General features: G+C 58.2%; 19 protein-coding genes and 1 pseudogene. 4 read left to right on the top strand and 16 right to left on the bottom strand.

The annotated features are described in order from the left end of the window. From QE453_RS04115 to QE453_RS04085, 7 genes and pseudogenes are all read right to left on the bottom strand, one after another. Positions 1-414, bottom strand: a pseudogene (locus QE453_RS04115) (autotransporter outer membrane beta-barrel domain-containing protein); the annotation flags it as partial. A gap of 971 nt (positions 415-1,385) precedes the next feature. After that, the gene (locus tag QE453_RS04110) at positions 1,386-3,761 is read right to left on the bottom strand and encodes a phosphoketolase family protein (protein ID WP_309776441.1); all 2,376 of its coding nucleotides are present in this window, start codon (positions 3,759-3,761) and stop codon (positions 1,386-1,388) included. Continuing rightward, entirely contained in the window at positions 3,754-4,953 is a 1,200-nt protein-coding gene (locus QE453_RS04105; protein ID WP_244405605.1) for an acetate/propionate family kinase, read from the bottom strand. Before QE453_RS04105 ends, QE453_RS04110 begins: the two co-directional genes overlap by 8 nt. A gap of 144 nt (positions 4,954-5,097) precedes the next feature. After that, positions 5,098-5,727, bottom strand: a complete 630-nt coding sequence (locus QE453_RS04100; RefSeq protein WP_244405607.1) for a hypothetical protein — start codon at positions 5,725-5,727, stop codon at positions 5,098-5,100. Next, positions 5,724-6,359: a DUF2092 domain-containing protein gene (locus tag QE453_RS04095; RefSeq protein ID WP_309776440.1), complete on the bottom strand. Its 636-nt coding sequence runs from the start codon at positions 6,357-6,359 to the stop codon at positions 5,724-5,726. The genes QE453_RS04100 and QE453_RS04095 overlap by 4 nt, the downstream gene beginning before the upstream one ends. Before the next feature lie 237 nt (positions 6,360-6,596). After that, entirely contained in the window at positions 6,597-8,534 is a 1,938-nt protein-coding gene (locus QE453_RS04090; protein ID WP_309776439.1) for a mechanosensitive ion channel family protein, read from the bottom strand. After that, on the bottom strand, positions 8,531-9,322 hold the full coding sequence (locus QE453_RS04085; RefSeq protein ID WP_064263746.1) for a hypothetical protein: 792 nt from the start codon (positions 9,320-9,322) through the stop codon (positions 8,531-8,533). Before QE453_RS04085 ends, QE453_RS04090 begins: the two co-directional genes overlap by 4 nt. A gap of 186 nt (positions 9,323-9,508) precedes the next feature. On the opposite strand from QE453_RS04085, the gene QE453_RS04080 reads away from it, so the two are divergent. The 4 genes from QE453_RS04080 (at position 9,509) to QE453_RS04065 (ending at position 13,067) form a co-directional block, all read left to right on the top strand. Beyond that, complete coding sequence (locus QE453_RS04080; protein WP_309776438.1) at positions 9,509-9,784, top strand: hypothetical protein; 276 nt, start codon at positions 9,509-9,511, stop codon at positions 9,782-9,784. A 148-nt stretch (positions 9,785-9,932) separates the two neighbouring features. Next, positions 9,933-11,603: a hypothetical protein gene (locus QE453_RS04075; protein WP_309776437.1), complete on the top strand. Its 1,671-nt coding sequence runs from the start codon at positions 9,933-9,935 to the stop codon at positions 11,601-11,603. A 129-nt stretch (positions 11,604-11,732) separates the two neighbouring features. Further along, positions 11,733-12,680, top strand: a complete 948-nt coding sequence (locus QE453_RS04070) for a transporter (protein WP_309776436.1) — start codon at positions 11,733-11,735, stop codon at positions 12,678-12,680. Positions 12,681-12,761: 81 nt separating this feature from the next. Further along, a complete protein-coding gene (locus QE453_RS04065) occupies positions 12,762-13,067 on the top strand; it encodes an NIPSNAP family protein (RefSeq protein ID WP_137069632.1) in 306 nt (101 codons plus the stop codon). A 28-nt stretch (positions 13,068-13,095) separates the two neighbouring features. On the opposite strand, the gene QE453_RS04060 is transcribed toward QE453_RS04065, so the two are convergent. The 9 genes from QE453_RS04060 to QE453_RS04020 all read right to left on the bottom strand — a co-directional run bounded on the left by QE453_RS04060 (position 13,096) and on the right by QE453_RS04020 (position 23,091). Further along, positions 13,096-14,055, bottom strand: coding sequence for an HAD family hydrolase (locus tag QE453_RS04060; protein ID WP_309776922.1), 960 nt, complete (start codon positions 14,053-14,055; stop codon positions 13,096-13,098). Between the two features lie 53 nt (positions 14,056-14,108). Continuing rightward, positions 14,109-15,080, bottom strand: coding sequence for a formylglycine-generating enzyme family protein (locus QE453_RS04055; RefSeq protein WP_309776434.1), 972 nt, complete (start codon positions 15,078-15,080; stop codon positions 14,109-14,111). A 102-nt stretch (positions 15,081-15,182) separates the two neighbouring features. Continuing rightward, on the bottom strand, positions 15,183-16,448 hold the full coding sequence (locus QE453_RS04050; RefSeq protein ID WP_309776921.1) for a BatD family protein: 1,266 nt from the start codon (positions 16,446-16,448) through the stop codon (positions 15,183-15,185). 2 nt (positions 16,449-16,450) lie between these two features. Next, complete coding sequence (locus QE453_RS04045) at positions 16,451-17,962, bottom strand: VWA domain-containing protein (protein ID WP_309776432.1); 1,512 nt, start codon at positions 17,960-17,962, stop codon at positions 16,451-16,453. Further along, the gene (locus tag QE453_RS04040; RefSeq protein WP_309776431.1) at positions 17,959-18,951 is read right to left on the bottom strand and encodes a VWA domain-containing protein; all 993 of its coding nucleotides are present in this window, start codon (positions 18,949-18,951) and stop codon (positions 17,959-17,961) included. The genes QE453_RS04045 and QE453_RS04040 overlap by 4 nt, the downstream gene beginning before the upstream one ends. Next, the gene (locus QE453_RS04035; RefSeq protein ID WP_309776430.1) at positions 18,938-19,456 is read right to left on the bottom strand and encodes a DUF4381 domain-containing protein; all 519 of its coding nucleotides are present in this window, start codon (positions 19,454-19,456) and stop codon (positions 18,938-18,940) included. Before QE453_RS04035 ends, QE453_RS04040 begins: the two co-directional genes overlap by 14 nt. After that, the gene (locus tag QE453_RS04030) at positions 19,456-20,409 is read right to left on the bottom strand and encodes a DUF58 domain-containing protein (RefSeq protein WP_309776429.1); all 954 of its coding nucleotides are present in this window, start codon (positions 20,407-20,409) and stop codon (positions 19,456-19,458) included. The genes QE453_RS04035 and QE453_RS04030 overlap by 1 nt, the downstream gene beginning before the upstream one ends. Further along, positions 20,406-21,383, bottom strand: a complete 978-nt coding sequence (locus tag QE453_RS04025; protein ID WP_309776428.1) for a MoxR family ATPase — start codon at positions 21,381-21,383, stop codon at positions 20,406-20,408. Before QE453_RS04025 ends, QE453_RS04030 begins: the two co-directional genes overlap by 4 nt. 85 nt (positions 21,384-21,468) lie before the next feature. Then, the gene (locus QE453_RS04020) at positions 21,469-23,091 is read right to left on the bottom strand and encodes an arylsulfatase (protein WP_309776427.1); all 1,623 of its coding nucleotides are present in this window, start codon (positions 23,089-23,091) and stop codon (positions 21,469-21,471) included. Positions 23,092-23,238: the final 147 nt, after the last annotated feature.

Genomic DNA, 23,238 nt, shown 5'->3' with positions numbered 1-23,238 from the left:
TCCGGTTGTGAGCGCTCCGCCGCCCCCTGTATTGTTCACTGACACACCGGTGCTGCCCGATGCCGTCCCGCCGTTTATGATCAACCTGTCGGAAGGAGATGTGTCATCCTCGAGATAGGCGTTAAAGCCGATACGCCCATCAATTCCGCCATATGCGCCGACCGAGAGCGTCTTGTAGCTCGGCAAAAGCAGCGGATCGGAGGATGGCGCCGAAAACTGGATCAGACTTTCGGTGTTCGACAAGGCGGTCAGGTTCGAGGATCCTGTGATGGTCCAGATGCTTCCGTTCGTCAGCGAGACATCGGAGGTGCTGCCTGTAGCCGTCGTCGCCGAACCCGTCAGGCTGCTGCGGGACGCGTCGAGATCAAGCGACCCTCCGCTTCCGACTTCTATCACTCGGCTATTGCCGATCATCGTTGAACCTGAAAGGTCGAGATCGAAGGTGCTGCCAGCACCCCATGCCAGAATGGCGGATGAATTTTCCGCTTCCACCAGCGCATTGGTAAGCGTCGCCGCGTTCGCGCCGCCCGCGCTCCAGAGCGCTCTCGCTCCGGTTCCGACCGTTCTTATGGAGCCACCTTCCATTACGACGTTGCTGCCACCGAGAAGATAAATCCCGTAGGCGGATGTGCCGGAGGTGACCACGTCCGTGTCAGTCAGTTGGATTATCGCCCCGGATGCGGTCTGAATGCCTATTGAACTACTCGAAAGCAACGAACCGTTCAGGACGAGTGTCCCTTGATCAACATATGCTCCTTGTTGTGCTGATGTCACCATGGCCCCGTTGCCGACGATAGTCGAACCCGGATTGACCCATAGTGCGAGCCGGGTATTCGTCTCGACGACACTGTCGGTCAGGGTGACCACGCCTCCTGTGAACGTCGCCACTCCGCTGCCGACGAGTACTCGCAGAGTGCCGTTCGTGAATTGGATCTCACCGCCTGTTCCCGCGATAAGCCCATAGCCGACACTTTCTGTCAGGACGTCGGTGCCTTCGGCGACAACCATACTTCCAAGTCCGGATGCGACGATGCCGTCAGCCTGGTTTCCGAACGTGTGGATCGAACTACCGTCGGTCAGGAATATCTGGCCCCCAGAAAGCGCTTGCGCACCGATCGCGCTCCCGCCCCTTGTCGTGATCGTCACGGGCGAGATGCTCTCTATTACGCCGCCGTTGCGGGCGCGAAGCGCAATGCCGTCGTCACCGCTTATGGTGCCCATGTCTATCGAGCCGCCGGTCGTCACGATTGTTCCCGGTCCGTCGGCCAGAACCTGCTGAGCCGTGACGGGTTTAGGCAGGGAGGCCGCGAAGATTATCAGAACCGTGGCGACCCATCGGCGTTGCGATGCGGATGATGAGGGCGCTACCATCGCGTTCAAGATATTCAGTTCCATCGCCAGTCCCTCACTTCCGGCATGTCCTCGCCGAACTGCTCCACGTAGGTCCGATGCTCGACCAACTTCGCCTGAAGCCTTCCAATTGTTTCGGGAGCCTTTTCCGCCAGCCCGGGTACTCTGGCGATCGCCTCCAGTGCGAGATGGAACCGATCCAGCCTGTTCAGGACGGTCATGTCGAATGGAGTCGTTGTCGTCCCTTCCTCAATGAAGCCCCTCACATGGATGTTCCGATGGTTGGTACGACGATAGGTGAGCCTGTGTATGAGATAGGGATAGCCGTGATAGGCGAATATGACGGGCTTGTCGGTTGTGAAGATCCTGTCGAACTCTTCGCTAGAAACCCCATGTGGATGTTGCTCCGGATCCTGGAGAGCGAGAAGGTCGACCACGTTGACGGTCCTGATCCTGAGCGCCGGAATTTCCCTGCGCAATATCGAGATGGCGGCAAGGGTTTCCATCGTCGGCACGTCACCGGCGCAGGCCATGACAACGTCCGGTGCTACTGAATCGTCTTCGTAGCTCGCCCAATCCCAAATACCCATTCCCGCACGGCAGTGCTCGACAGCCTCTTCCATCGACAGCCACTGGGGAGCGGGTTGTTTTCCAGCGACGATGACGTTGATCCGGTCATAGGTCTTGAGGCAATGGTCTCCCGCCCAGAGCAGCGTGTTCGCATCCGGGGGTAGATAGATTCGGACAATGTCTGCCTTCTTGTTGGCGACAAGATCGACGAAGCCGGGATCCTGATGGGAGAAGCCGTTGTGATCCTGCCGCCACACATGGGAAGTGAGCAGGTAATTGAGCGAGGAGACCGGCTTGCGCCATTCCAGCTCCCGCGAAACCTTCAGCCACTTGGCGTGCTGATTGAACATGGAATCCACGATGTGGATGAACGCCTCATAGCATGAGAAGATGCCGTGGCGGCCCGTCAGCAGATAACCCTCAAGCCAGCCCTGGCAAAGATGTTCGGACAGAACCTCCATCACTCTTCCGTCTCTGGCGAGATGGACGTCGTAGTCTTCTATCGCCTGCATCCAGACGCGCTGCGTCTCCTCGAACACGCTGCCCAGCCTGTTGCTTTCGGTCTCGTCGGGTCCGAAAACGCGGAAGTTTCGGTCGTCGGCGTTGAGCTTGATCACCTCCCGAAGGTAGTGGCCGAAAATCTCGGTCGATTGCACCTGGTTTTCGCCCCGGCGGGTGACGTCCACCGCGAAGTCACAAATAGGCCTCGTCTTCAGCTCCTTGCGCAGAAGGCCGCCATTTGCGAACGGCGTCGCGCCCATGCGTTTCAGCCCTGCGGGTGCAAGCGATCGCAGCTCGTCCTTCAGCCGCCCGGAGTCATCGAACAGATCTTCGGGATCGTAACTCCGCATCCAGTCTTCGAGGATGGCGCGATGGCCGGCATCTCCCCGGCAGTTGGCCACCGGCACCTGATGTGCGCGCCAGAAGCCCTCCACCTTCTTGCCGTCGACCTCCTTCGGTCCTGTCCAGCCCTTGGGGCTCCGGAGAACGATCATCGGCCATCGGGGAACGCCTGGAGGGTCCGCCTTGCCCCGGGCCTCCCGCTGAAGTTCCCCGATGCGGTCGAAAGCGTCGTCCAGGACGTGCGCCATCCGTTCGTGCATCGGTCCCGGCTCGTGACCTTCGACGAATACAGGTTCGTAGCCGTAGCCCTTGAAAAGGCTCGTCAGATCCTCGTCGCTGCTCCTTCCCAGAATGGTAGGATTGGCGATCTTGTAACCGTTAAGGTGGAGGATCGGCAGCACGGCGCCGTCCCGGCGCGGATTGAGGAACTTCGAGGAGTGCCATGCGGCGGCAAGGGGGCCGGTTTCCGCCTCGCCATCGCCTACCACGCAGGCCGCGATGAGGTCGGGGTTGTCAAAAACGGCCCCGAAAGCGTGGACGAGCGCATATCCCAGCTCGCCGCCTTCGTGAATGGAACCGGGGGTTTCCGGTGCAGCATGGCTTGGAATTCCTCCGGGAAACGAGAACTGCTTGAACAGCTTCCGCAAGCCTTCGGCGCTTTCCGGAACGTCCGGATAGACTTCGCTGTAAGTGCCCTCGAGATAGGTGTTGGCCACCATTCCCGGCCCGCCGTGACCGGGGCCGCAGATGTAGAGAATGTCGAGATCGCGCGCTTTTATGATCCGGTTCAGGTGGGCGTAAATGAAGTTCAGGCCGGGCGTCGTTCCCCAGTGCCCGAGCAGTCGGGGTTTGATGTGCTCGGGCTTCAGAGGCTCACGCAGAAGCGGATTGTCCATCAGATAGATCTGGCCGACGGACAGGTAATTGGCGGCGCGCCAGTAGCGATCGATCAGAGACAGCTCAGTGTGATCCGTGAGATGCGTCGAACGCTCATTCATGATCTTCTCCTTGAGATTGCTTTGCGACCAGAAGCGACACCGCTTCGTCGGCGATCGTCTGTTCCTCGTCCGTGGCAATGACGAGTGCGGCGACAGGACTTTCCGGAGTGCTGATCCTCAACTCGTTTTGCGCGTTGGCGGATTCGTCGAGCTCGACGCCGAGCCATGTCAGACGGGATACGATCCTGCGGCGGATTTCAGGTTGATTCTCGCCTATGCCGGCAGTGAAGACCAATGCATCCACCCCGCCGATCGTTGTCGCCTGTCGGGAGATTTCGCCTGCCACCCGCAGGCAAAAATGGTCCACAGCCTCCTGCGCCTGTATCGAGTGGTCGCCCACGAGCTTTCGCATGTCGCCGCTGATGCCGGATATGCCCAGAAGCCCACATTCGTGATAGAGGAACTGCTCCAGGCGGTCCGCATCGGCCTGTTCGTTGCGCAGCATGTGAAGGAAGACACCCGGATCGAGCCAGCCGGGCCGCGTCGACATCGGTATACCGTCGAGAACGGAGAACCCCATGCTCGTATCTCTGCTCAGCCCTTCAGACAGTGCGCAGACGCTTGCGCCGCTTCCAAGATGCGCCGCTATGATCTTTCCGGCTGCTGCCGTCCGGTCAAAGCCGGCGAGCTGCTCCATTACCGACTTGTACGAAATTCCATGGAAACCGTAGCGCCGGATGCCGTTGTCGTGCATCGCGCGGGGGATTGCCATTCTCGTAACGGCATCCTCCTGTGTCGAATGAAACGCGGTGTCGAATGAGGCGGTCTGCAGGATATCCGCTCGATGCCGTCCCACAGCTTTCAAGACCCGCAGAGCGGAAGGTTGATGGAGGGGAGCAAGCGGTACGAGCGCCTCGATCTGGCTGATCGCCCGGTCGTTCAGTCGCGCCGGGCCGGTGAAAATTCCGCCTCCGTGGACGATGCGGTGGGCCGCGATAGCAACCCTGCCCGAGACGACGCTTTCGACATGCTCAAGAACTTCCTGCGCCTCACGGTCGAATTCCTCCCCGGATTCACTGATTTCCTCTTCGAAGTGCCTGTCACCGAGCGAGCCGTCGAGCAGCAGCGGAGACTTGAGGAAATCGAGCTTCAGCCGACCCAGGGATTGTGCCGTTTTACCCTCCACCCTGAAGACACCGATCTTGAGCGACGACGAACCCGCGTTGAAGGTGATTAGGATGTTCTGATCCATGCCTAGATCCTTGCAATCTCGAACTCCTGTTGTCGTTCGAACAGCGACGGGTCGGTGTGGTTCCGACCGCCGCGCGGGCGAGATGGTTGTGACGGGCCCCCATGGTGGACCGCCGCGGCAACCGAGTTGCCGCGGCGGTATGCGTTATTTCGGATCGGCGACCGCCACGTAGACAACAGTGTGACCGTCGTAGCGGGGCTCGAACCAGTTTCCGTTGCAGTCACGGTAGGAAACGCCCTTGACGATGACGGTGACGCAATCGGCCGGTACGGAAGCGATCACCGTGCCAACAGCAAGGGCTGTTACCGCGTCCCATGCTGCCACCGGCCCCCAGTAGCCCGGCCAGAACGGGGCTGGCGGCGGCGGCGGTGGTGGTCCCGGTGGGCGCGGCCCGGGTGGATGTGGTCCTGGGGGTGGACCGGGCGGATGGGGCCCAGGCCCGGGGTGCGGTGTCGGAGGATGGGGATGATTGCCACCACCGCCCGCAGGATGCGGGGCGGGGTGGGGGGCCGGATGCGGCGCGGGTCGTGGACCGTGTGGAGGATGCGGCGCGACGGCGGGATGGAAACGCGGTTCGAAATGCGTTGGGGCGTTGAAGCCGCGGAAGTCGCCGCCTGGATGAAAGCCGCCGCCTCCATGGAAACCCCCATGAAAACCGCCGCCACCAAAGTTCATTCGTGGCATACGGCCGCCGAAACCGCCTCTGGCTTCTGCAATTTGTGGCGCGACCAGTGCAGTGGCGAGCAGTGCGCTGAAGAGAAGACGTGTCTTCATTGCTTTGCCTCCTCATTCAGAAACTGGATCTTCTGCGCCCCTTCGCCGGGTCGATACTGGAAAACGTCATCAGCAATGGTTGCGTTCTCCGTCCATTCGAGAACCGAAGTAATGCGCGGACGGGCCATGTCTTCGCGATCGACCAGCGATATCTTCAAAGGCAAGGGGCTGCCTTCTGTGGCAATCCAGATCTCCGCATCCTGATCGGGTCCACGAAACGCCCAGTGATCAGCCTCTTTGCCGTTCACATAGGTGTGCCCGACAAAAAATCCTTCCCTGATGATGTCGATCGGAGCGTCCGGCGTACCCCAGGAAAACAGATCGGCGAGTGGGAAGGTGAGGCTGTACTTCTGGGCGGCCTCTTCAAGGGTGTCCTTGATGGTCGCCGGCGTGGCGGTGCCGCCGATCTCAAGTTTTTGATCTGTATCCAGGACGACCTCCGTCGTCGTCGTGGCATTCAAGCTGAAGACCTGCAGGCTCTGAAGATGCTCCCCCATTTTTTTCAGAGCTTCGACCGACTCCGGCTCGATGAGGGGCTGTTGAGCGTGTCGTTCCTGTGCCATCACCGATCCGACCGATAAGAGAACCGTCGCCGAAATCAGTGCGGCGCGCGATAGTTTCAAATCGAGCATCACGTCGCCTCCCTTTCTGCCCACCTTGCGTGGACCGGTCTAGGCTAGGCGCTCAATTCGTGACGACGTAAGTACGCAACTGTAAATTCGGGCGTAAACTACGTCGGATTTGTCCGGTTTTGAGATCCAACCCGGATGTTTGTCAGGGAGCGTGGCTCCATTTCGGTTGTTTCCGCCAAAACAAGAAAGTCTCGGGAGAAATCCGTCCCCGACTGACAAGGCGGCGTTCGATAGGCGTCAGCTTGGTGCAGACGATGCGTTCTTCGCTTCCTGTGCTCGAACGGCTGAAATCGCGGCCGCTGCTTCGGCTGCACCATTATCTCCGCTTCCCACCTGAACGCTGGGGGTTGCGAATTCTATGCCGTTGGCAGTGAAAACCTCGCGAAGCAGGAGGTTTGCGCGGCGCCTGATGAAGGATTGCATGGGCGAAGGTTTCAGTGTCATCCCGAAACTCAGAACCAGACCGTAATCTCCAAACTCTTCGAGGCCCTTCATCTTCAAGGGCTCGATGAAGAGCGGACCAAGCTCTGGATCTTCCATCAGTGATGCGCCGATTTTTTTGGTGAGCTTGCGAGCTTTCTCGATATCGGTGTCGTAGCCGACAGATATCCGGAATTTCACCACTCCCCAGTCGCGGCTCATGTTCTCGACGGCACCCAGTTCGCCAAAGGGAACGGTATAGACAGGACCACGATGGTGCCTCAGCCGTACGGATCTCAAACTGAAGCCCTCGACCGTGCCCTTGTAATTTTTCGCCTGAATATATTCCCCGACCCGAAAAGCATCGTCCAGCATATAGAAGACGCCGCTGATGACGTCCTTGACCAGTGTTTGCGATCCAAATCCAAGCGCGACACCAAATATTCCGGCACCCGCGATAAGGGGCCCGATCTCGACTCCCAGTTCGGCCAGAACCATCAATGCCGTGACGACGATCACCACAACGGCAAGCGCATTGCGGAAGATTGGGAGGAGCGTCCGGAATCTCGCCCTGCGCGCAGCGTCGACCGCAGGCAATCCCGCAAGATTGCTCGATTCCGACAGCTTCCTGTCGATCCATTCCTTTGCAAGCTGCCAGGTGAGATCGGCGAGCAGAAGAACAACGACGCTTTTCAGAAGACCGTAAAAAACCGATGTGACGGTCGCATTGTCATGCCCGAGACCATCGGGGTTCATTTTCCAGACGAGGGCAAGCCAGCCGATCGCGAGTCCTACAACGATCGCACGCACGCCGCGCACGACGAGAATGCCTTTCAGGCTTGATGAGGATCGGGCAGAAGCAGCGGCAGCAATTGTGCCGGCGGCTCGCAGCAGACCTGGTAATACCAGAATGTAGACCCCCAGCCAGAACAGGCTCATGAGATCAAGGGACCAGAATATCCAGATGACAAGGAGTGCGCCGCTTCTCACGGTTTTTCCCACCCGCGAAAAACCGAATGCCGACCAGATAGCCTCTACAGCGCATAAAAGAACGAAGACTGACAGGAGGTAGGAGATCGCCCGCGTTGTGGAGGTGGGAATCCCGATTGAGGGTCCAACGAACGCGCCCGCTACCCCGAAAATGATGGCTCCCAAAAGCAGTTTGGCGCGACCCCGGAGCCTTGCTCCAGCTGCGACGTCGACGAGAACCGCCGCCAGGCGATAAATTACGAAGGCCGTGAGGTAGACCAGCAGGACGATGCGCGCAAGCGGCGGCCATTCGATGGCGAAAAAGATGATCGCCATGGTTACTGCAAAAATTGCGATCGGGGCGAACCTCGCCATCACGCCATCGGTCGCCTGGCGTCTGCTGCGATAGAGCCATTCCGCAACAAGACCGACGGCGAGGAGCCCACCGAAGATGATGAAGACCGGAGCATAGCCGTGGGAGACGGCGTCGGCCCGTGTGCGCAACGCGGCGGCGGCGATGTCCGAATGAATGCGCGGCACGGCTTTCGCAATTTCGTCAATGTGTGCACGCAGCCGCGTTTCCCACGCCGCTATTCCGTGCCCGGAAACGCTCGGCTCATTTGGTTGGGACCGCGTGCGATCATTGCTCATGAGAAGCGACTGGACATCGGGGTCCTGAAGCAGGTCGACCAGTTGATCGACTTTCTGTTGCGCGGAAACATCCGTCTGGGCCTCGGCGGCACCGCAAAGAAACAGGCCCAGAACCAGCGCAATCCACCACCTCATTCTGATGATTTCCGGATCGGAAACTGGAAATTCATGCCCGCAAAGATCTGCCAGCGCGGTGCGCCGGCGCCGTCATGCCAAACCGTGTATTGGGGTTCGATGAAGGCGTTCATGGTGATACCCTTTTCCAGGGGAATGACTTTGCCGACACCGAGGCCGACGGGAATGTAGCTCTTGCCGTTCTCGAAATTGAAATTCCATGTCGCAGAGGAACGCAGGTACCAGCCATCGGAAAGATTGACGTTCACAATCGGTTCGAAGGTGAAGAGGTTCACATCATCGCGGTCGCTTACACCTGCAAACGAGGTCTGGTATGTCACCAGGCCTGCAAGAAGGCCCCAGCTCTGCGGGGCGACCACGACGCCCGCCGCGCCAATCTGCCATTTTCCGCTTCCCAGGGACTTGTCGGTTGCAGTCGGGATAACGACGAGCGGCCCGGCACCGGTAGTGATTTCACCGTGTTTCGGGAGAATAAAAATATCCATCAGGGTCAGGTCGCCGAGACCTGTGACATAACCTCCGTCTTCATCGGGAGATGTCGCGACCGGCAGAGTGAAGCGCATAAGCTGCGGCAGCCCGCCGAGGTCAGAAGGCACCAGTCCGCGCAGAAGGAATTGGTTGGCCTTGGGATCGCCGGGGACGTCGAAAAAGCTCGGTATGAAATAGTCATGAAAATTGAGCGTGATTTTGGGGGTAAGAGGGTTGTTGGCCTCGTTGACATCTTGATGTTCCTGCGCGGCCGCGACACTTGCAAATAGTGCGAAGCCTATGGGGAGCCAACGCTTCATCATGTCCTCCAGTCCTGATCTTCCCCATCAAACCATTCCGGTAGCCCCAAGCGAAGTACGCAACAGTAAATCGCTGCGTAAACGTGTCCTCCCGCCGTAAAGATTTCCGCGTTTACGGTAACGTACTTTCCAAGCGCCACGATGATATCTAGCGTTACGCGATCACCTCGCGCGGAGGCTTTTGCGATGATGGGCAGGGAAAACGGGGTGGCTGGAACAACGAGAGATTTCGCGCGGAGAGGACTGTGGCGACTGATGTTGAAGTTGCCCGCATTACGAGGCCAGCTTCAGATCATCGCAGCACAGACCACCGATCTCAATGAACTCTTCGAAGCCTACGAAATGGCTGCCAGCGCGCTTGAAAGGTTCCGGAAAGAGGAAGACCGCACCCGCGTGCGGGAGTATGAAACAGTCTGTTCCGCCATCGAAGAGGACATAATTCAACACATCCTGCGCGGGTAAATAAGTGTATTTATAGCAATTTTGACAAATGTCATTTTTTCGCATGCTACGCAAAAAACTACATTATTAGTTCTTACTATTGCAACCATACGTTTTCGCCCACATAAAACACATGTATTTTTCAGTGACGAGTATCTATGGGGCGGACATGAGTACTGAAATACCCGATGATCAGCCGGATGAAGTGAGTCTGGAAGCGGCAAGAGAAGAATTGCACAGGCTCTTGCAGGATATCAGGTTCCGGGCCTCGGATCGTCAGAGAGAGATCCTCGTCTATCTTGCGCAGCGGCGTTTTGCCGGGCAGAGGGAAAATGTCAAGGCGTACTCGATTGCGCTCGATGTTCTAGGCAGGGGTGCCGACTTCGATGCTTCGATCGATCCTATCGTTCGTATCGAGATCAGCCGTCTAAGAACGGCGTTAGCGACATATTATTCGGTCTTTGGTGGCGAACTGGGCGTCAGTATTGACATCCCAAAAGGTAGCTACATTACGGTTTTCCCCGCGAACGCGATCAACGCTCAATTTGATGTGCAGGACGATGTTCTCGATTTCACGGCAGATACCGCCGAGCAGCCCGCAAAACGAAAATTGACGGATGACTGGAAGGCGAAGACCGTCGTGGCAGCTGCGATATGCGTAGTCGCCATCGTCGGGATATGGAAAATCTCTGAACGACCGGCTCTCACCGCAAAACCTCTTTTGAGAATAGACGTGTCGGCCGTTTCTCCAGAGCTGCAAGGCGACGCGACGATAGCACGCGATGCTCTCATGACCGCGGTGGCTCAATTCGAGAATGTCATTGTCGCGGCCACCGGATACGATGCCGTCAGCCAGGGCCGTCAATATACCCTGAAGCTCAAATATTATGGTGACAGCGACGACCGCTCAATCTGGTGGCAACTTATCGACGATGCAAACGGTAATCTTCTGAAGTCGGGTTTGGAGAAGGCTTTCCTCGAAGGGAAAGCTCCGGCGGGCGTGAAACTGGAGCTTGCCGGAGCGATTGCCCGCAAAATTGCCGCGACAGGCGGGATCGTCAACATGATTGAAGTGAGGGACGCGCCGGCGAGTGCCCTCGGCAATGTTTGCATCGCCAGGGCAGATGTTATGCTCAACGGCGGAGGAGCGCGCGACCGCGACGCGGTGATCCATTGTCTCGAACAAACGCTTGCGCTCGGGAAGCAGGATGCGGACGTTTCGTCCACCTTGGCCAAGGTCTACGCACAGTCTGCGGACACGGCCGGGAAAAGTCTCGAACTTGCAGGGAATGCAGTGTCTGCAGCGCCGCTTTCCGATCGGGCGCATTCAGCCCTCATGGCGGCGCGTTTTGCCAATGGTCGAGTGGACGCAGCGATCGATGCAGGCAACAGGGCATTGTCGCTGAACCCCAACAATTCCGATACAGCGGCGAATCTGGGCCTCGTTCTGTTTTCTGCGGGATACTGGAAAGCAGCTTCCGATCTGGCGAAGGAAGCCACTGAAATGGAGGAAACGCCGCCGCGCAACGCATCCCTGGTCCTCGCGCTCGAGGCTTACCGCAACGAAAGGTGGTCGGATTCCTCCCTCTACGCCGAGCAGACACTTGGAGCGGACCTGCTGACCAAATCGATCCGTGTCGCCGCGCTCGCGAAACTTGGGTCAGACAGCGCAAATGAGTTGCTGAAGGAGGCTGAGCAAGGCAAGCCCGACTTTGCAATTGCGTTCCGAAAGGCGGCCAACGCCGCCCGGCTGCGACCCGAACTGGTGACGGCCCTGGAGAGGGGGCTTGCCAAGGCAGGGGCCGATTTCGATACGGTCGCAAGCATTTCGCACCCGTGATTTACAGAAGCATTTACCGTTACGTACTTGCCCGCAATCGTTTCGCACGGTCTTCTTACAAAGACGGTGCGAAGTCACTGTCAGGCGGATAGGGGAAAAGGCATGAAAGTTGGGCGTCGGTTAACGTTGATGGCGGCGGGCGCCAGCTTGATCTCATCTCCCGCAGCATTTGCCGCCGAAGGGGGAGCTGGTTTCTATCTTCTTGGCTCAAAAGGGCCAGCCGCAGCCATCACGCCTCCACCTGGCGTTTATTTTCAACACGACCTCTATATGTACCGCGGCGATCTAGGCGGAGATCGGGCGCTTCCTGCAGGTGGCCGCCTTGCCCTGGGCGTAGAAGGCGATGCCATCGTCAGCGTTCCGACCATCATGTGGGTCCTGCCCGAAGAAATTGCGGGCGGTCATCTGGGACTCGGCGCAAGCCTGCCGATCGGATGGAAAAAAACCGATGCGGATCTGACAATTGCCGGCCCGCTTGGCGGTGTGGGCACGGGGGCTGTCAGTGACGCAATTTTCACCGTTGGCGATCCGATCGTGAGTGCATTTCTCGGCTGGGAGACAGGTAACTTCCACTGGCAGGTTGGAACGATGGTGAACGTTCCGATCGGCGACTACCAGAAAGGCGAAATCTCGAACATCTCCTTCAATCACTGGGGCGCTGACGTCTTTGCAGCCGCAACCTGGCTGGATCCCAATATCGGTCTCGACATTTCAGGTGTGATCGGCATGACATTTAATGCCGAGAACCCCGCAACGGACTATCGCACGGGTAACGAGTTTCATTTTGAATGGGCTGCAGTACAGCACTTCAACAAGCAGTTTGATGCCGGCCTCGTCGGGTATTACTATAACCAGGTCACCGGAGATTCCGGCGCCGGCGCACGAAGCGCATTCAAGGGCGAAGTCGCCGCGATCGGCGCCACCATCGGCTACAGCTTCATGGCCGGTGAACTGCCTGTCTCGACAAGGCTCAAATTCTTTCACGAATTCGCTGCTGAGAACCGGGCCGAGGGCAATTCGGCCATCCTGACGATATCGGTGCCGTTATCCATCGCAAAACCGGTCTCGACCGAATAAAGATTTAAGACAACTTGCAGGCGCTGCGGTGAGATGGCACAAGCCAAACCATCCTCATCACCGCACGCCGGATGCCGAAAAATGATCACCTGCTACCTGAAATATACCATCGATCCGCACAAGCTGGCCGAGTTCGAAGATTACGCCAGGCTCTGGATTCCCATCGTCAATCGCATGGGCGGCACGCACCACGGATATTTTCTGCCAAGCGAAGGTGCCAACAATATTGCGCTCGCGCTTTTCAGCTTCCCGAGCCTTGCTGCCTACGAAGATTATCGCGCACGAATGGCCGTCGATCCGGAATGCATCGCCGCCTATGAGCTGGACAAACGCAACCGCAGCATTATCAGCTTCGAGCGCAGCTTCATGCGGCCGATGTTCGGTTGAGCGCAAGCAGCCTCGTGGAACTGACCGGCTAGTTCTCGAACGAAAACACCTTCTTCCAGTCATTCTTCATATCCACCACGAGCCAGTTGCGGCGCTCGGCTTCGTTCAGCGCCCTGTCGAGCTTTCCGAAGGCTGATTGCCGATCATAGGCATATTCCCTGTCGGCATCGGTGTGATGTACGAGCATGGCAAAGCCGGGTCCTTTTGCTGCGGTCACCCAGCGCATCATTTCGTAGTCGCCGTCGGAATTTCCCGCGACAAAGATCGGTTTCTTGCCGATAAACTTGTTTATGCCTGCCGGCTTGCCCGGACCGTCATCGATGAAGTCGATTTTGGGTAGCCGCTTCAATACCGGAACATCGCCTACGATCGCGTATTGCGTTGTTATGTTGCTACCGATCACCTGTTGCGGAGGTATGCCGTAAAGCTCTTCGGTCACAGGACGCATGAATTCAACGCCGCCGCCGGAGACGATGTAGGTGGTGAAACCGTTCGAGCGCAAAAAGTCGAGAAGTTCGCGCATCGGCAGGTAGGTCATTTCCGTGTAAGGCTTGCCGGTCTTCGGGTGCTTTGCCTGCGCAAGCCAGTCCGTCACGATCTTGTTGAACTGGTCTGTCGTCATCCCCGCATGTGTGGCCATGCCGAGTTCAACGATACCTTTCTCCCCGGCTTTCGCGATCCCCTTGAGATCGCCTGACAGGATACTGGCAAACGGTTCTTTCGTTTTCCACTCCGGGTGCTGGGGCGCGAGTGTCTTCACCCGGTCGAGAGTAAAGCCAAGCTGCGTGTAAAAAGGCTGCTCCGTCCAGAGCGTGCCGTCATTGTCGAACACCGCGATCCGGTCTTGAGGGGCGACATAACCTTCACCGCCTTCGGTTGTCGTCGCTTTGACGAAGTCAACGATACGCTGTTTTGATGCCGTGTCATTCCATGAGGGGAGCACTTCCTGCGCGAAAGCCGGGGATGACAGGGTGCCCGCCGCAAGCATCCCGCAGAGGACGGTTGCGGTAAAGGCTCTGCGCGAAAGTTTGGCGTGTCTCGTCATTTTCCGTCTCCTGAAGAAGCAATCCGTTTCACGCAACGAAAGCCGACATGGCTTGTCGATGTGTCCTCCGGCTCTGCGTGTCGCGCAGCCGGCCTGTACCTGCGGCAATAGTTCGGAGCGCAAAGATGCGAGCCGCCTTTCAGCGCGCGGCGAGCAATCCTTATCTGTGGCTGCCGCGGATCGTAGCTCTGTTCCATTCCACCGCCTCGCGGATTGGCGGGTATGCAACAGGAGTGCTTTGCCGGTTCGGGGTGCCGTGTTGTCCAGTAGTCAGCCGTCCATTCCCATACATTGCCGATCATGTCATAGAGGCCGTAGGCGTTTGGGGGAAATGAGCAAACGGCGGATGTCCGCTCCTGCCCCTTTGGCTTTGTCGTATGCGTGGGGAATGTGCCTTGCCAGGTGTTGGCCATGGCTTTACCACCCGGCATCAGTTCGTCACCCCAGACATATTCCGCCTCGGATCCGCCTCTGGCGGCAAACTCCCACTCGGCTTCTGTCGGCAGTTCAAGCCCGGCCCAATCCGCGTAAGCCCTGGCGTCGGACCATGCGACATGGACGACGGGATGATCGAGCTTCCCGCGAAGATCGCTGAGCCCACCGAGTGGACGGCGCCAGTTCGCGCCGAATTTCAAATTCCACCATTGCGATATGTCGGAACCGCTTACCGATTTCGGTTGAACAAAAAGAAGGGAACCGGCACGCAGCATTTCAGGGAGCGCGCCGGGATAATTTGCGGGATCCGGCGCCTTTTCAGCCACGGTGACATGGCCGGTCGCCTTGACGAATGCCATGAATTTTCGGTTTGTCACCGGGGTCTCGTCAATCCAGAAGCCATCGACGCTGACGGGATGGGCGGGGGCTTCTTCGGGATAATGCGCATCGGAGCCCATGATGAAGGTGCCGCCGGGAACCCACCGCATCCCATCGGGTATGGTTTCTGTCACGTCTTCGAATGCAAGAACCATAAGAAGCCTCCGTTCACCCTCCGACCATCACGTCTGAAGCGGGTGAGCGGAAGTACGCAACTGTAAATGCAACGTTGTTTACGCGGCAGGCGCGTAAAGCAGCTAGCTGGACGGATTGAGTTCGGGAAGCGGAGAGTTGTTCATCTGCTTTCTTGGGCGCACCCTGGCGGATAGCGAGTTAGCCGCAATCCTCCGGTCGAAATATCCATGATGCCTAGAAAAGAGCATACGCTCGAGTTCATGAACTTCGTTCGAAAGCTCCGGAATATTCGCAACGCGATCCCGAAGGGTGCAGAAACCGTCTGAAACCGCCCATGCGTGAAGGGCGGAATAGACGGTCGGTAATTCGCCGCCAAGCACTGTTTGGCGCAGCTTGTGCAGCCGGTACCTTTCCGACCGCAAGATGGTTTTCCTGATGTCTTCAAGCCGGTTCAGTATTAGTTTGGGTAGACCACGCAACATCCAGACGAGAGATGCCAGCCCAAGCGTAATCAAAATCCGGAGAGCGATCTGCCGTCGATGTTCCGGGAGAGAACGGTGTTCGGCGACCGGCTCCGGCGCAATAGCTGCACGAAGCTTTGCTTCGGCCACAACGATGTGGACAGCTGGAAGCGCGGCGTTGGCCTTGCCGGGCCGGTCGAGATCGTACCATTCATATCGGATCTCGGGCAGCGTGAACTCGCCCTTTTTTTGGGTCGTATAGACGACTGTTTCCGTCCGCCTGCTGAGGGTTTCGCCCCGCCCCGCCGCGACGCCATCTGCAAGCTGCGCGGGCTTGGTATATTGTTTCAGTCCGGTCACCGCACCGGTATCCACTGGGGGCATGAGCATTGCCTGCGTCTGTTTTGCGGTGACAATGATCGTTCGGACGAAGGCATCACCTTCCCTGAGTTCAGCAAGGCTCTTGTCGAAAGACTGGGAGATTTCGACATCTTTCGCCGAAAACAGAGAGGGTGTGGTGTTCGCGTCGGAGACTTCGAAGCCGGTCATCGCAGTTGCCACCGTCCCCCTGGTGGGTGCGCCATCGGCTGAGTAGGTAAAGTTGATGCTGATCGGTGGAATGGAGAACGGTCCGGCGCGCTCGGGAACAATTGCATACTGGCGACGGATGCCCGCATATTGAACACCATCGATCGTCTCAACGAGGTTCTGTGCTCGCTCCTCGGGAAGCGTGACAAGCGCGTCCTCCATTTCGAACAAGGGGAGATCGGGAGGTGAGGTGAAAAAACCGGGCGCGAAGACATCCACCGTCAGCCGCAATTGCTGGCCGGGAACGATGGTGTCGGTTTTCTCGATGGCGCTCCGCGCGAACGGTTCCGCTGCAATGGCGGGCAGGGCGCTCAACGCCAGCAGGAGCGCAATGACCATCCTCACGGGCTTTTCTCCGCGGCTTCGATGGCGAATTTCCGCGCCATCAGATCGGCCGGGTTCGCCTGGATGTTCTTCATCCACATCTCGGAGGTTTCCTCGGCCATATCGAGTGTTGCAGCCTTGCCCTTCTTTCCCTTGTCATCGAATTGCACGCCATCGGGTTTCTCGTTCGGCTGATCGGGCTCCTCATTGTCCTGCTGCTGCTTGAGCAGCCGTTTGGCGAGCGCCAGATTGGCATCAGCCTCCGGCCAGCCCTTTCGCTTTTCCAGGGCATTTTCGTAGGCAGCGATCGCCTCCTCGAAACTGCCCAGATGCAGAAGTGCGTTACCCTGATTGAACCATGCCTGCGCAGTGTTGGATAAGGCGAAAGCGTTGGCAGCTTCCTTGAACTGTCCGGCACGGTAATAGGCCGTTCCTTTCCACATGGGGTCCTTGAACACCGCAGCCGCAGTTGCATAGTCGCCGCGCTCATAGGCAAGACGTCCCTGCTGGTCCGGTGTCAGCCAGATATCCTCGAAAGTTGCAGATTGTGCCGGGTCCGGAAGCACGATCCGGACTGCAACCAGCAGGACAGTAACGCGCGTCACCCAGCCCCGACGGAAGGACAGAGCGTAGAAAAAGGCGGTGGGAAGCAGAAGCCACCAACCAAGGTCGCGCCACCGCTGCCCCTCCGAAGCAGACTGCTGGCTGAAATTTGTCGCAACACGCTGAACGATCCAGCGAATGTCGGCATCGTCGTCGGTCATGGTTGCGACCGAGGCTCCGGTGTCGCTGCCGAACCTCTTCAATCCTTCAATGTCGAGTTTCGAAACGCCGCCTCCGGCAATTGCACCACCCTCCTGTGTGCCAACCGCCAGGATAATCAGATCGCTCGCGATTTCTCTGCCAGGGGAGGCGGCGGCATCTTCGATCCCGTCGGTCAAAAGGAGGATGGTTCCCGAGCCCCCGTCCTCCCGGAGCAGGCGATCGGCAAGCTGAAATGCCGCTCCCGTATCCTTGCCGGGTTTGGGCATCAGTCGTGTCGCCAGGGCATCGGTGTAGGATTCGATGAGTGCCGCGTCCTCCGTGAGCGGGACGACAAGGTGGGCCGTACCCGAATAGGCAATCACGGCGGTTCGTGCACCCGCCCGTGCAGCCAGCACATCCCGGATCTTGAGTTTCACACGTTCGATCCTGCTTGGGCTGATGTCCGTGGCGTCCATTGTCGGCGAGAGATCAACGGCGATGACCAGTGACGCCGTGTCGGAAACGAATGGCGGTGGCTCCCGCTGCCATGTGGGTCCTGCGACACCCAGCACCACCAGCATCATCACCATGCCGAGCAGCCAGACGGGGCGAAGCCGGTTTTTATGATCCGGTTCGACGATGAGGCTTTCAAGCAGGTGCGGGGCTATCATGCCTTTCCATCTGTCACGTATGTCACCGGAGCGCGATGCCATCCAGATGAGCAGAGGTGGCAGCAGAAGCGCAATCAGCCACCAGGGGCGCAGGAAGTGAAAGTCTGCGATCATGTCGCAACCCTCCGGCGTCGAAACATTCCCCTGATGCCATCGAAAGCGTACCAGCCACCGAGCAGCGTCAGCGCGGCCGCCAACGGCCAGTGAAAGAGCTCAATCCGTGGTCTCCAGGAGAGCTTTTTCTGGTCTTCGGGTGTAATCGCGTCAAGCACGCCGTAGATCGTCGCAAGATCCTGTCGGCTACCGCCAAAGAAATAGCGACCGCCTGTTTCAGACGCGATCTTTTCCAGCGTAGTGGTGTCGAGTTTATCTTCGCCCGTTGCTGCGGGGTCTCCTATCCCAATGGTATGGATGACGATCTGCTTGTTTTTCGCAATCTCCGCGGCCTTGAGCGGCGGCATGCGGCTAGCGGTGTCGTTACCGTCGGTCAGCACGATCAGGACTTTTTCCGGAACAGTCGTATTCTCGAACATTCGGATCGCCAGGCCGAGAGAGTCACCGAGGGCCGTTCGCGGCCCCGCGATACCCGGCAGCAGCCCGTCGATCATGGAGCGGACAAGGGCATGATCCATGGTGAAAGGCGCAAGCGGATAGGGGGCATCACCGAAGGCGATCAGGCCGATCCTGTCGCCGGTACGTTTTGCGACAAAATCGGATACGACGCTGCGGACGGCCTCGACCCTCGCTTGTGAGCTGCCATCAGGCCCACGGAAATCCTTCAGGTCCATCGATTGGGACAGATCAAGCGCAAGCAGAATGTCGCGCTGCGGTTCGGATTTCTCGACAGGAGGTTCCAGATATTGGGGCCGCGCGAGCGCCAATACGATCAGGCACCACGATATGGCTTCGATTACCGTCTGGACCGGGCCACGTTTGGGAATGACAGATCCTTCCGATGGATTTAAGCCCGCGGCCTCGGCCACATTGTCGAAAAACGGCAACCGTATCGATGCGGAAGTCTCCCTTCGGGCGGGCAGAATCCACCACACCAGAAGGGGGACCGGTAGCAGAACAAGAAACCAGGGCAAATCAAGTTGATACATGATGCCTCTCGATCCATCCGCGGGCTTCCTTGAACACCCTGTCGCAATCCTCGGACGAGGCAGCCGCTTGAGACGGCGCATTCCGGTATTCGGCATCATTGAGCAGATTGGCCAGATGATTTACCTGCGGGCCTTTCGCACTGTCGTTCAGAAAGCCGACAAACGCGTCTCTGGAAAGCGCGGCCACGCGATCTCGTGGCCATGCTGCCAACGCCGTTCGTTTCAACAGGCTGGCAAGCAGAAGCAGGGCACCATCGCGCCTTGTCTCATCCCGAGCGGCAAGGGCTGCTGTTTCGAGTTCGTGCAATGCTTGCCTTCGATAGGCGTTGTGCCGGTAACGCCGTGCCGCAAACAACGCCCAGCTGCACAGGAACAGCAGCAGAATTGTCAGGATCGCAGCCCAGCCCCAGGTTTGTGGAAGCCAGGAGACTGCGGGCGGGACAACGATGTCGTGCATCGTGCGCAAGGCCGTTTCAACAGCCGGATCGAGTTTCGGCGTCTCCATCAGCGTCTCCGTTGCTGCCAGGCGGATTGCTCCAGAAGCCGCCGAAGCTGGGGCGCCGTTTCCTCGGCCGCAGATATTGGCAGTATCGGCAGACCGAGTTCCCGCTGCCAGGCACGCAGTTCACGCCCGCGATCCTTTGCGAAACGTTCAAGCGCCTGACGGACAGGCCTCTGGCCGAAAATAAGCTCCGCCTGCAGTTTTCCGCCGCTGACGACAAGATCTCCTTGGGTAGGCAAATCGAGAAGGAAAGGATCGAAGATCAGAAGGCAGATGACATCGTTGCTCGCCGAGAGCCTAAGGAGTATGTCCCGCGTGATGTTATCGTGGCCGTTCAGATCGCTGACCAGAATGATCAGATGATCGTGATGTGCAACTGCAGCAACACGGTGAAGAACCTCGTTCAGAATATCGGGTGAGGGGGGACGGGCGTAACTGGCCGAAAGGGCCAGGTTCTTCTCGGCAATCCGGTCGGCAAGCGCGATGACCGCATTGCGGCTGCGATGCGGTTTGATTTCCTCGATAGCGTCATCGGAAAAGACAAAGCCGCCGACGCGGTCACCCGATCCGAGAACACGCCAGGCGCAGAGCATCGCCGTTTCCGCCGCTGTTACCGACTTCATCGAGCGGCGACTGCCAAAGAACATGTTGATGCGCTGATCGACGAGGAGGAGCGTTGGGCGCTCCTTTTCCTCACCATAAATGCGGACAACGGGTTGGCCTGTCCGCGCCGTCACGCGCCAGTCTATGGAGCGAATGTCGTCGCCGGGCAGATATTCTCGTAATTCCTCGAAAATCAGGCCGCGACCGCGCAGCGCCGACTGCATGCGACCCGCAAGCCGCTGGTGGCTTCTGGCTTTTTGGACGAAGGAAAGATCACGTGCAAGGCTTTCGAGAGCGACGAGCTCAGCTGTCGCGACGTGAACGCCGCTTGTGGCCTCGCCGTGCGACTTCATGAAACGGCTACCAGTTCTGTAATCCGGCCTATCACTTGGTCGGCGCTCGTATTGGAGGCGTGCGCATCGTAGGAGAGGATGATCCTGTGCCGGAAGACATCGTTGACGACGGCTTTCACATCGTCGGGAGTGACATAGTCGCGGCCGTCGAGCCAGGCATATGAGCGCGACACCTTGTCGAGTCCGATCACGCCCCGCGGGCTAACGCCCACCTGCAGCAACTTTGCAAGGTCCTTGTCGTATCGATCAGGATATCGCGTCGCGAAAACAAGTGCGACGATGTATTTTTCCACCGGATCGGACACCGTGACGGTGCCGATCTCTTTGCGCGCCTCGAAAACGATCTCAGGCTCAAGCCGCACCGGCGTCGCACGTTGAGCGTTTCCTTGCGCCGCGTTTTCCTCTTCACGATTGAGCCGCATGATCGCGCCTTCGGCAGCCTCATCGGGGTATCCGACTTCAACATGCATCAAAAAGCGGTCGAGCTGCGCTTCCGGAAGCGGGTAAGTTCCTTCCTGCTCGATCGGGTTCTGCGTCGCCATGACCATGAAGAGGTCAGGGAGCGGGTAGGTCTTGCCGCCGACCGTCACCTGTCGTTCCTCCATCGCCTCCAGTAGTGCCGATTGCACTTTTGCCGGTGCGCGGTTGATTTCGTCGGCGAGGATGAGATTGGCGAAGATGGGACCCTGCTGGAATTTGAACTCGCCCTTTCCGCCTTCCGAGAAGTAGATATCCGATCCGGTGATGTCTGCCGGCAGCAGATCAGGAGTAAACTGCACGCGTGACAGTTCGGAATTCAGGTTTTTGGCAAGGCTCTTGATCGCGCGTGTTTTTGCCAGACCGGGAAGCCCTTCCACCAGCAGATGGCCGTTGGCGAGGAGGCCAAGCAGCAACCGCTCCACCATTGTCTTCTGGCCAATGATGGACTGACCGATGCGCTCGCCGAGGGCGAGAATGTCGTCGCGTGCCGTCATATGAGATGTTCCATCGCGAAAAGAGAATGGCCATTGGCAGGGCGCGGAAGGCGGCCCATCGTGAAAATGGACCGCCACTCTGGTTTTATTTTTCGATGCCGCGTTCCTTGAAGGACTGATCGATCGCCTTGTCGACCTGCGCGCGAACGCCTTCGATGTTGAAGCTGGCATTGCGCTGGCTAGGCGGATACTTCACGAAGGTTTCCAGGAATTCCGCCGCTTTCAACTGGTTCCTCACCAGCAGGAAGTCATTCCGCACCAGCCAGTCATTATACTGGTCAGATACGATGTCGGCGCGCTCGTAAGGATCCATCCGCAGGTTGAACAGCTTCGGTACGCGCCAGGCCACGAGCGGTGTCTGCCAGACGGCGAAGCCACCGGGTGCAGGCTGTTCGTGGAACACAACTTTCCATTCGTCGTATCGTGTCGCGACGAGATTTCCGTCGTCATCGAAATAGAAGAACAGATTTCGTGCGCTTTTATCCGACTTACCCGTCAGGAAGTCGAGCTGGTTATAGCCGTCCAGATGGTTTTTGAAGGTCGTTGAACTTCCCTCCGGTCGCCATCCCTCAAGCAGTCTGCTTTTGACGTCTGCATCACCAGCAGCAGCCAACAAAGTCGGAAACCAGTCCAGACCCGAGAACATCTCGTTCGTGACCTGATCGGGTTTGATCTTGCCTGGCCAACGCACCATGGCCGGCACGCGGAATGCGCCTTCCCAATTTGTGTCCTTCTCCGAGCGGAACGGCGTTGTCGCTGCGTCCGGCCAAGACCACTGGTTGGGGCCGTTGTCGGTTGTGTAGACCACGATCGTATTCTCGGTAATGCCGAGATCGTCGAGCTTTTTGAGCAATTTGCCGACATCGCCATCATGCTCGACCATGCCGTCTGCGTATTCGTTATAGGGCATGCCGCTCTGGCCACGCATGGATTCACGAACGTGGGTGAAGGCGTGCATGCGTGTGGTATTCATCCAGGTGAAGAACGGTTTCCCGGCCTTTACCTGACGATCAATGAAATCAATCGCGGCCGCGGTTGTTTCGTCGTCGATTGTCTCCATTCTTTTTTTGGTGAGAGGGCCGGTGTCCTCCACCTTGCCATCAGCAGAAGCCTTGACGACGCCACGTGGTGAGTAGGCTTTGAGGAAATCAGAATCGCTCTTGGGCCAGGTTGGCGCTTCCGGCTCCTCCTCGGCATTCAGGTGATAAAGATTGCCGAAAAATTCGTCGAAACCGTGCCGTGTTGGCAAATACTCGTCCTTGTCGCCAAGGTGGTTCTTGCCGAACTGTCCCGTCGCATAACCGAGCGGTTTAAGCGCTTGGGCAATCGTTATGTCTCCAGGCTGAAGACCCACGGGCGCACCCGGCGCGCCAACCTTGCACAGGCCCGTACGAAGGCAAACCTGGCCTGTAATGAAAGTCGAACGTCCCGCGGTGCAGGAATTCTCCGCGTAATAATCGGTGAACTTCAGACCTTCCTTCGCGATGCGGTCGATGTTGGGTGTACGGTAACCCATGAGACTGTCGCTATAGGCGCTGATGTTGGTCTGCCCGACGTCGTCGCCAAAGATTACGAGAATGTTCGGTTTCGCGGTTTGCGGGGCTGTCGCTTGTTGCGCCTGTGCCGGAGACAGGAACGTGGTTGACGTCAGCGTCATGGCGACGGCGAGGGTCGCCGAAAAGAGCTTTCTGGAAACAAAGGTCGTCATAGCGCCCTCCGAGTGATGTAGTCGTACGACATTGCGGTCTCCCTTGGTTCGCGCAGGTGCGCCCTGCCGATGTGGACGGTCGTCTATCGACGCCGGGAGAGACTTGTTCTTTCGAGGGGTCTTCGGAAGTACGCAACAGTAAACGTC

The sequence above is a fragment of the Agrobacterium sp. SORGH_AS_0440 genome (assembly GCF_031453135.1).
Taxonomy (GTDB): Bacteria; Pseudomonadota; Alphaproteobacteria; order Rhizobiales; family Rhizobiaceae; genus Agrobacterium; species Agrobacterium pusense.
This window is presented reverse-complemented; position numbering and strand designations above follow the sequence as displayed.

What these genes read in the sequence shown, in the direction of transcription:
- QE453_RS04110 (WP_309776441.1), bottom strand. Translation starts at nt 3,761, where the DNA reads ATGAATGAGCGTTCGACGCATCTCACGGATCACACTGAGCTGTCTCTG.
- QE453_RS04105 (WP_244405605.1), bottom strand. Translation starts at nt 4,953, where the DNA reads ATGGATCAGAACATCCTAATCACCTTCAACGCGGGTTCGTCGTCGCTC.
- QE453_RS04100 (WP_244405607.1), bottom strand. Translation starts at nt 5,727, where the DNA reads ATGAAGACACGTCTTCTCTTCAGCGCACTGCTCGCCACTGCACTGGTC.
- QE453_RS04095 (WP_309776440.1), bottom strand. Translation starts at nt 6,359, where the DNA reads ATGCTCGATTTGAAACTATCGCGCGCCGCACTGATTTCGGCGACGGTT.
- QE453_RS04090 (WP_309776439.1), bottom strand. Translation starts at nt 8,534, where the DNA reads ATGAGGTGGTGGATTGCGCTGGTTCTGGGCCTGTTTCTTTGCGGTGCC.
- QE453_RS04085 (WP_064263746.1), bottom strand. Translation starts at nt 9,322, where the DNA reads ATGAAGCGTTGGCTCCCCATAGGCTTCGCACTATTTGCAAGTGTCGCG.
- QE453_RS04080 (WP_309776438.1), top strand. Translation starts at nt 9,509, where the DNA reads ATGATGGGCAGGGAAAACGGGGTGGCTGGAACAACGAGAGATTTCGCG.
- QE453_RS04075 (WP_309776437.1), top strand. Translation starts at nt 9,933, where the DNA reads ATGAGTACTGAAATACCCGATGATCAGCCGGATGAAGTGAGTCTGGAA.
- QE453_RS04070 (WP_309776436.1), top strand. Translation starts at nt 11,733, where the DNA reads ATGGCGGCGGGCGCCAGCTTGATCTCATCTCCCGCAGCATTTGCCGCC.
- QE453_RS04065 (WP_137069632.1), top strand. Translation starts at nt 12,762, where the DNA reads ATGATCACCTGCTACCTGAAATATACCATCGATCCGCACAAGCTGGCC.
- QE453_RS04060 (WP_309776922.1), bottom strand. Translation starts at nt 14,055, where the DNA reads ATGCTTGCGGCGGGCACCCTGTCATCCCCGGCTTTCGCGCAGGAAGTG.
- QE453_RS04055 (WP_309776434.1), bottom strand. Translation starts at nt 15,080, where the DNA reads ATGGTTCTTGCATTCGAAGACGTGACAGAAACCATACCCGATGGGATG.
- QE453_RS04050 (WP_309776921.1), bottom strand. Translation starts at nt 16,448, where the DNA reads ATGGTCATTGCGCTCCTGCTGGCGTTGAGCGCCCTGCCCGCCATTGCA.
- QE453_RS04045 (WP_309776432.1), bottom strand. Translation starts at nt 17,962, where the DNA reads ATGATCGCAGACTTTCACTTCCTGCGCCCCTGGTGGCTGATTGCGCTT.
- QE453_RS04040 (WP_309776431.1), bottom strand. Translation starts at nt 18,951, where the DNA reads ATGTATCAACTTGATTTGCCCTGGTTTCTTGTTCTGCTACCGGTCCCC.
- QE453_RS04035 (WP_309776430.1), bottom strand. Translation starts at nt 19,456, where the DNA reads ATGGAGACGCCGAAACTCGATCCGGCTGTTGAAACGGCCTTGCGCACG.
- QE453_RS04030 (WP_309776429.1), bottom strand. Translation starts at nt 20,409, where the DNA reads ATGAAGTCGCACGGCGAGGCCACAAGCGGCGTTCACGTCGCGACAGCT.
- QE453_RS04025 (WP_309776428.1), bottom strand. Translation starts at nt 21,383, where the DNA reads ATGACGGCACGCGACGACATTCTCGCCCTCGGCGAGCGCATCGGTCAG.
- QE453_RS04020 (WP_309776427.1), bottom strand. Translation starts at nt 23,091, where the DNA reads ATGACGACCTTTGTTTCCAGAAAGCTCTTTTCGGCGACCCTCGCCGTC.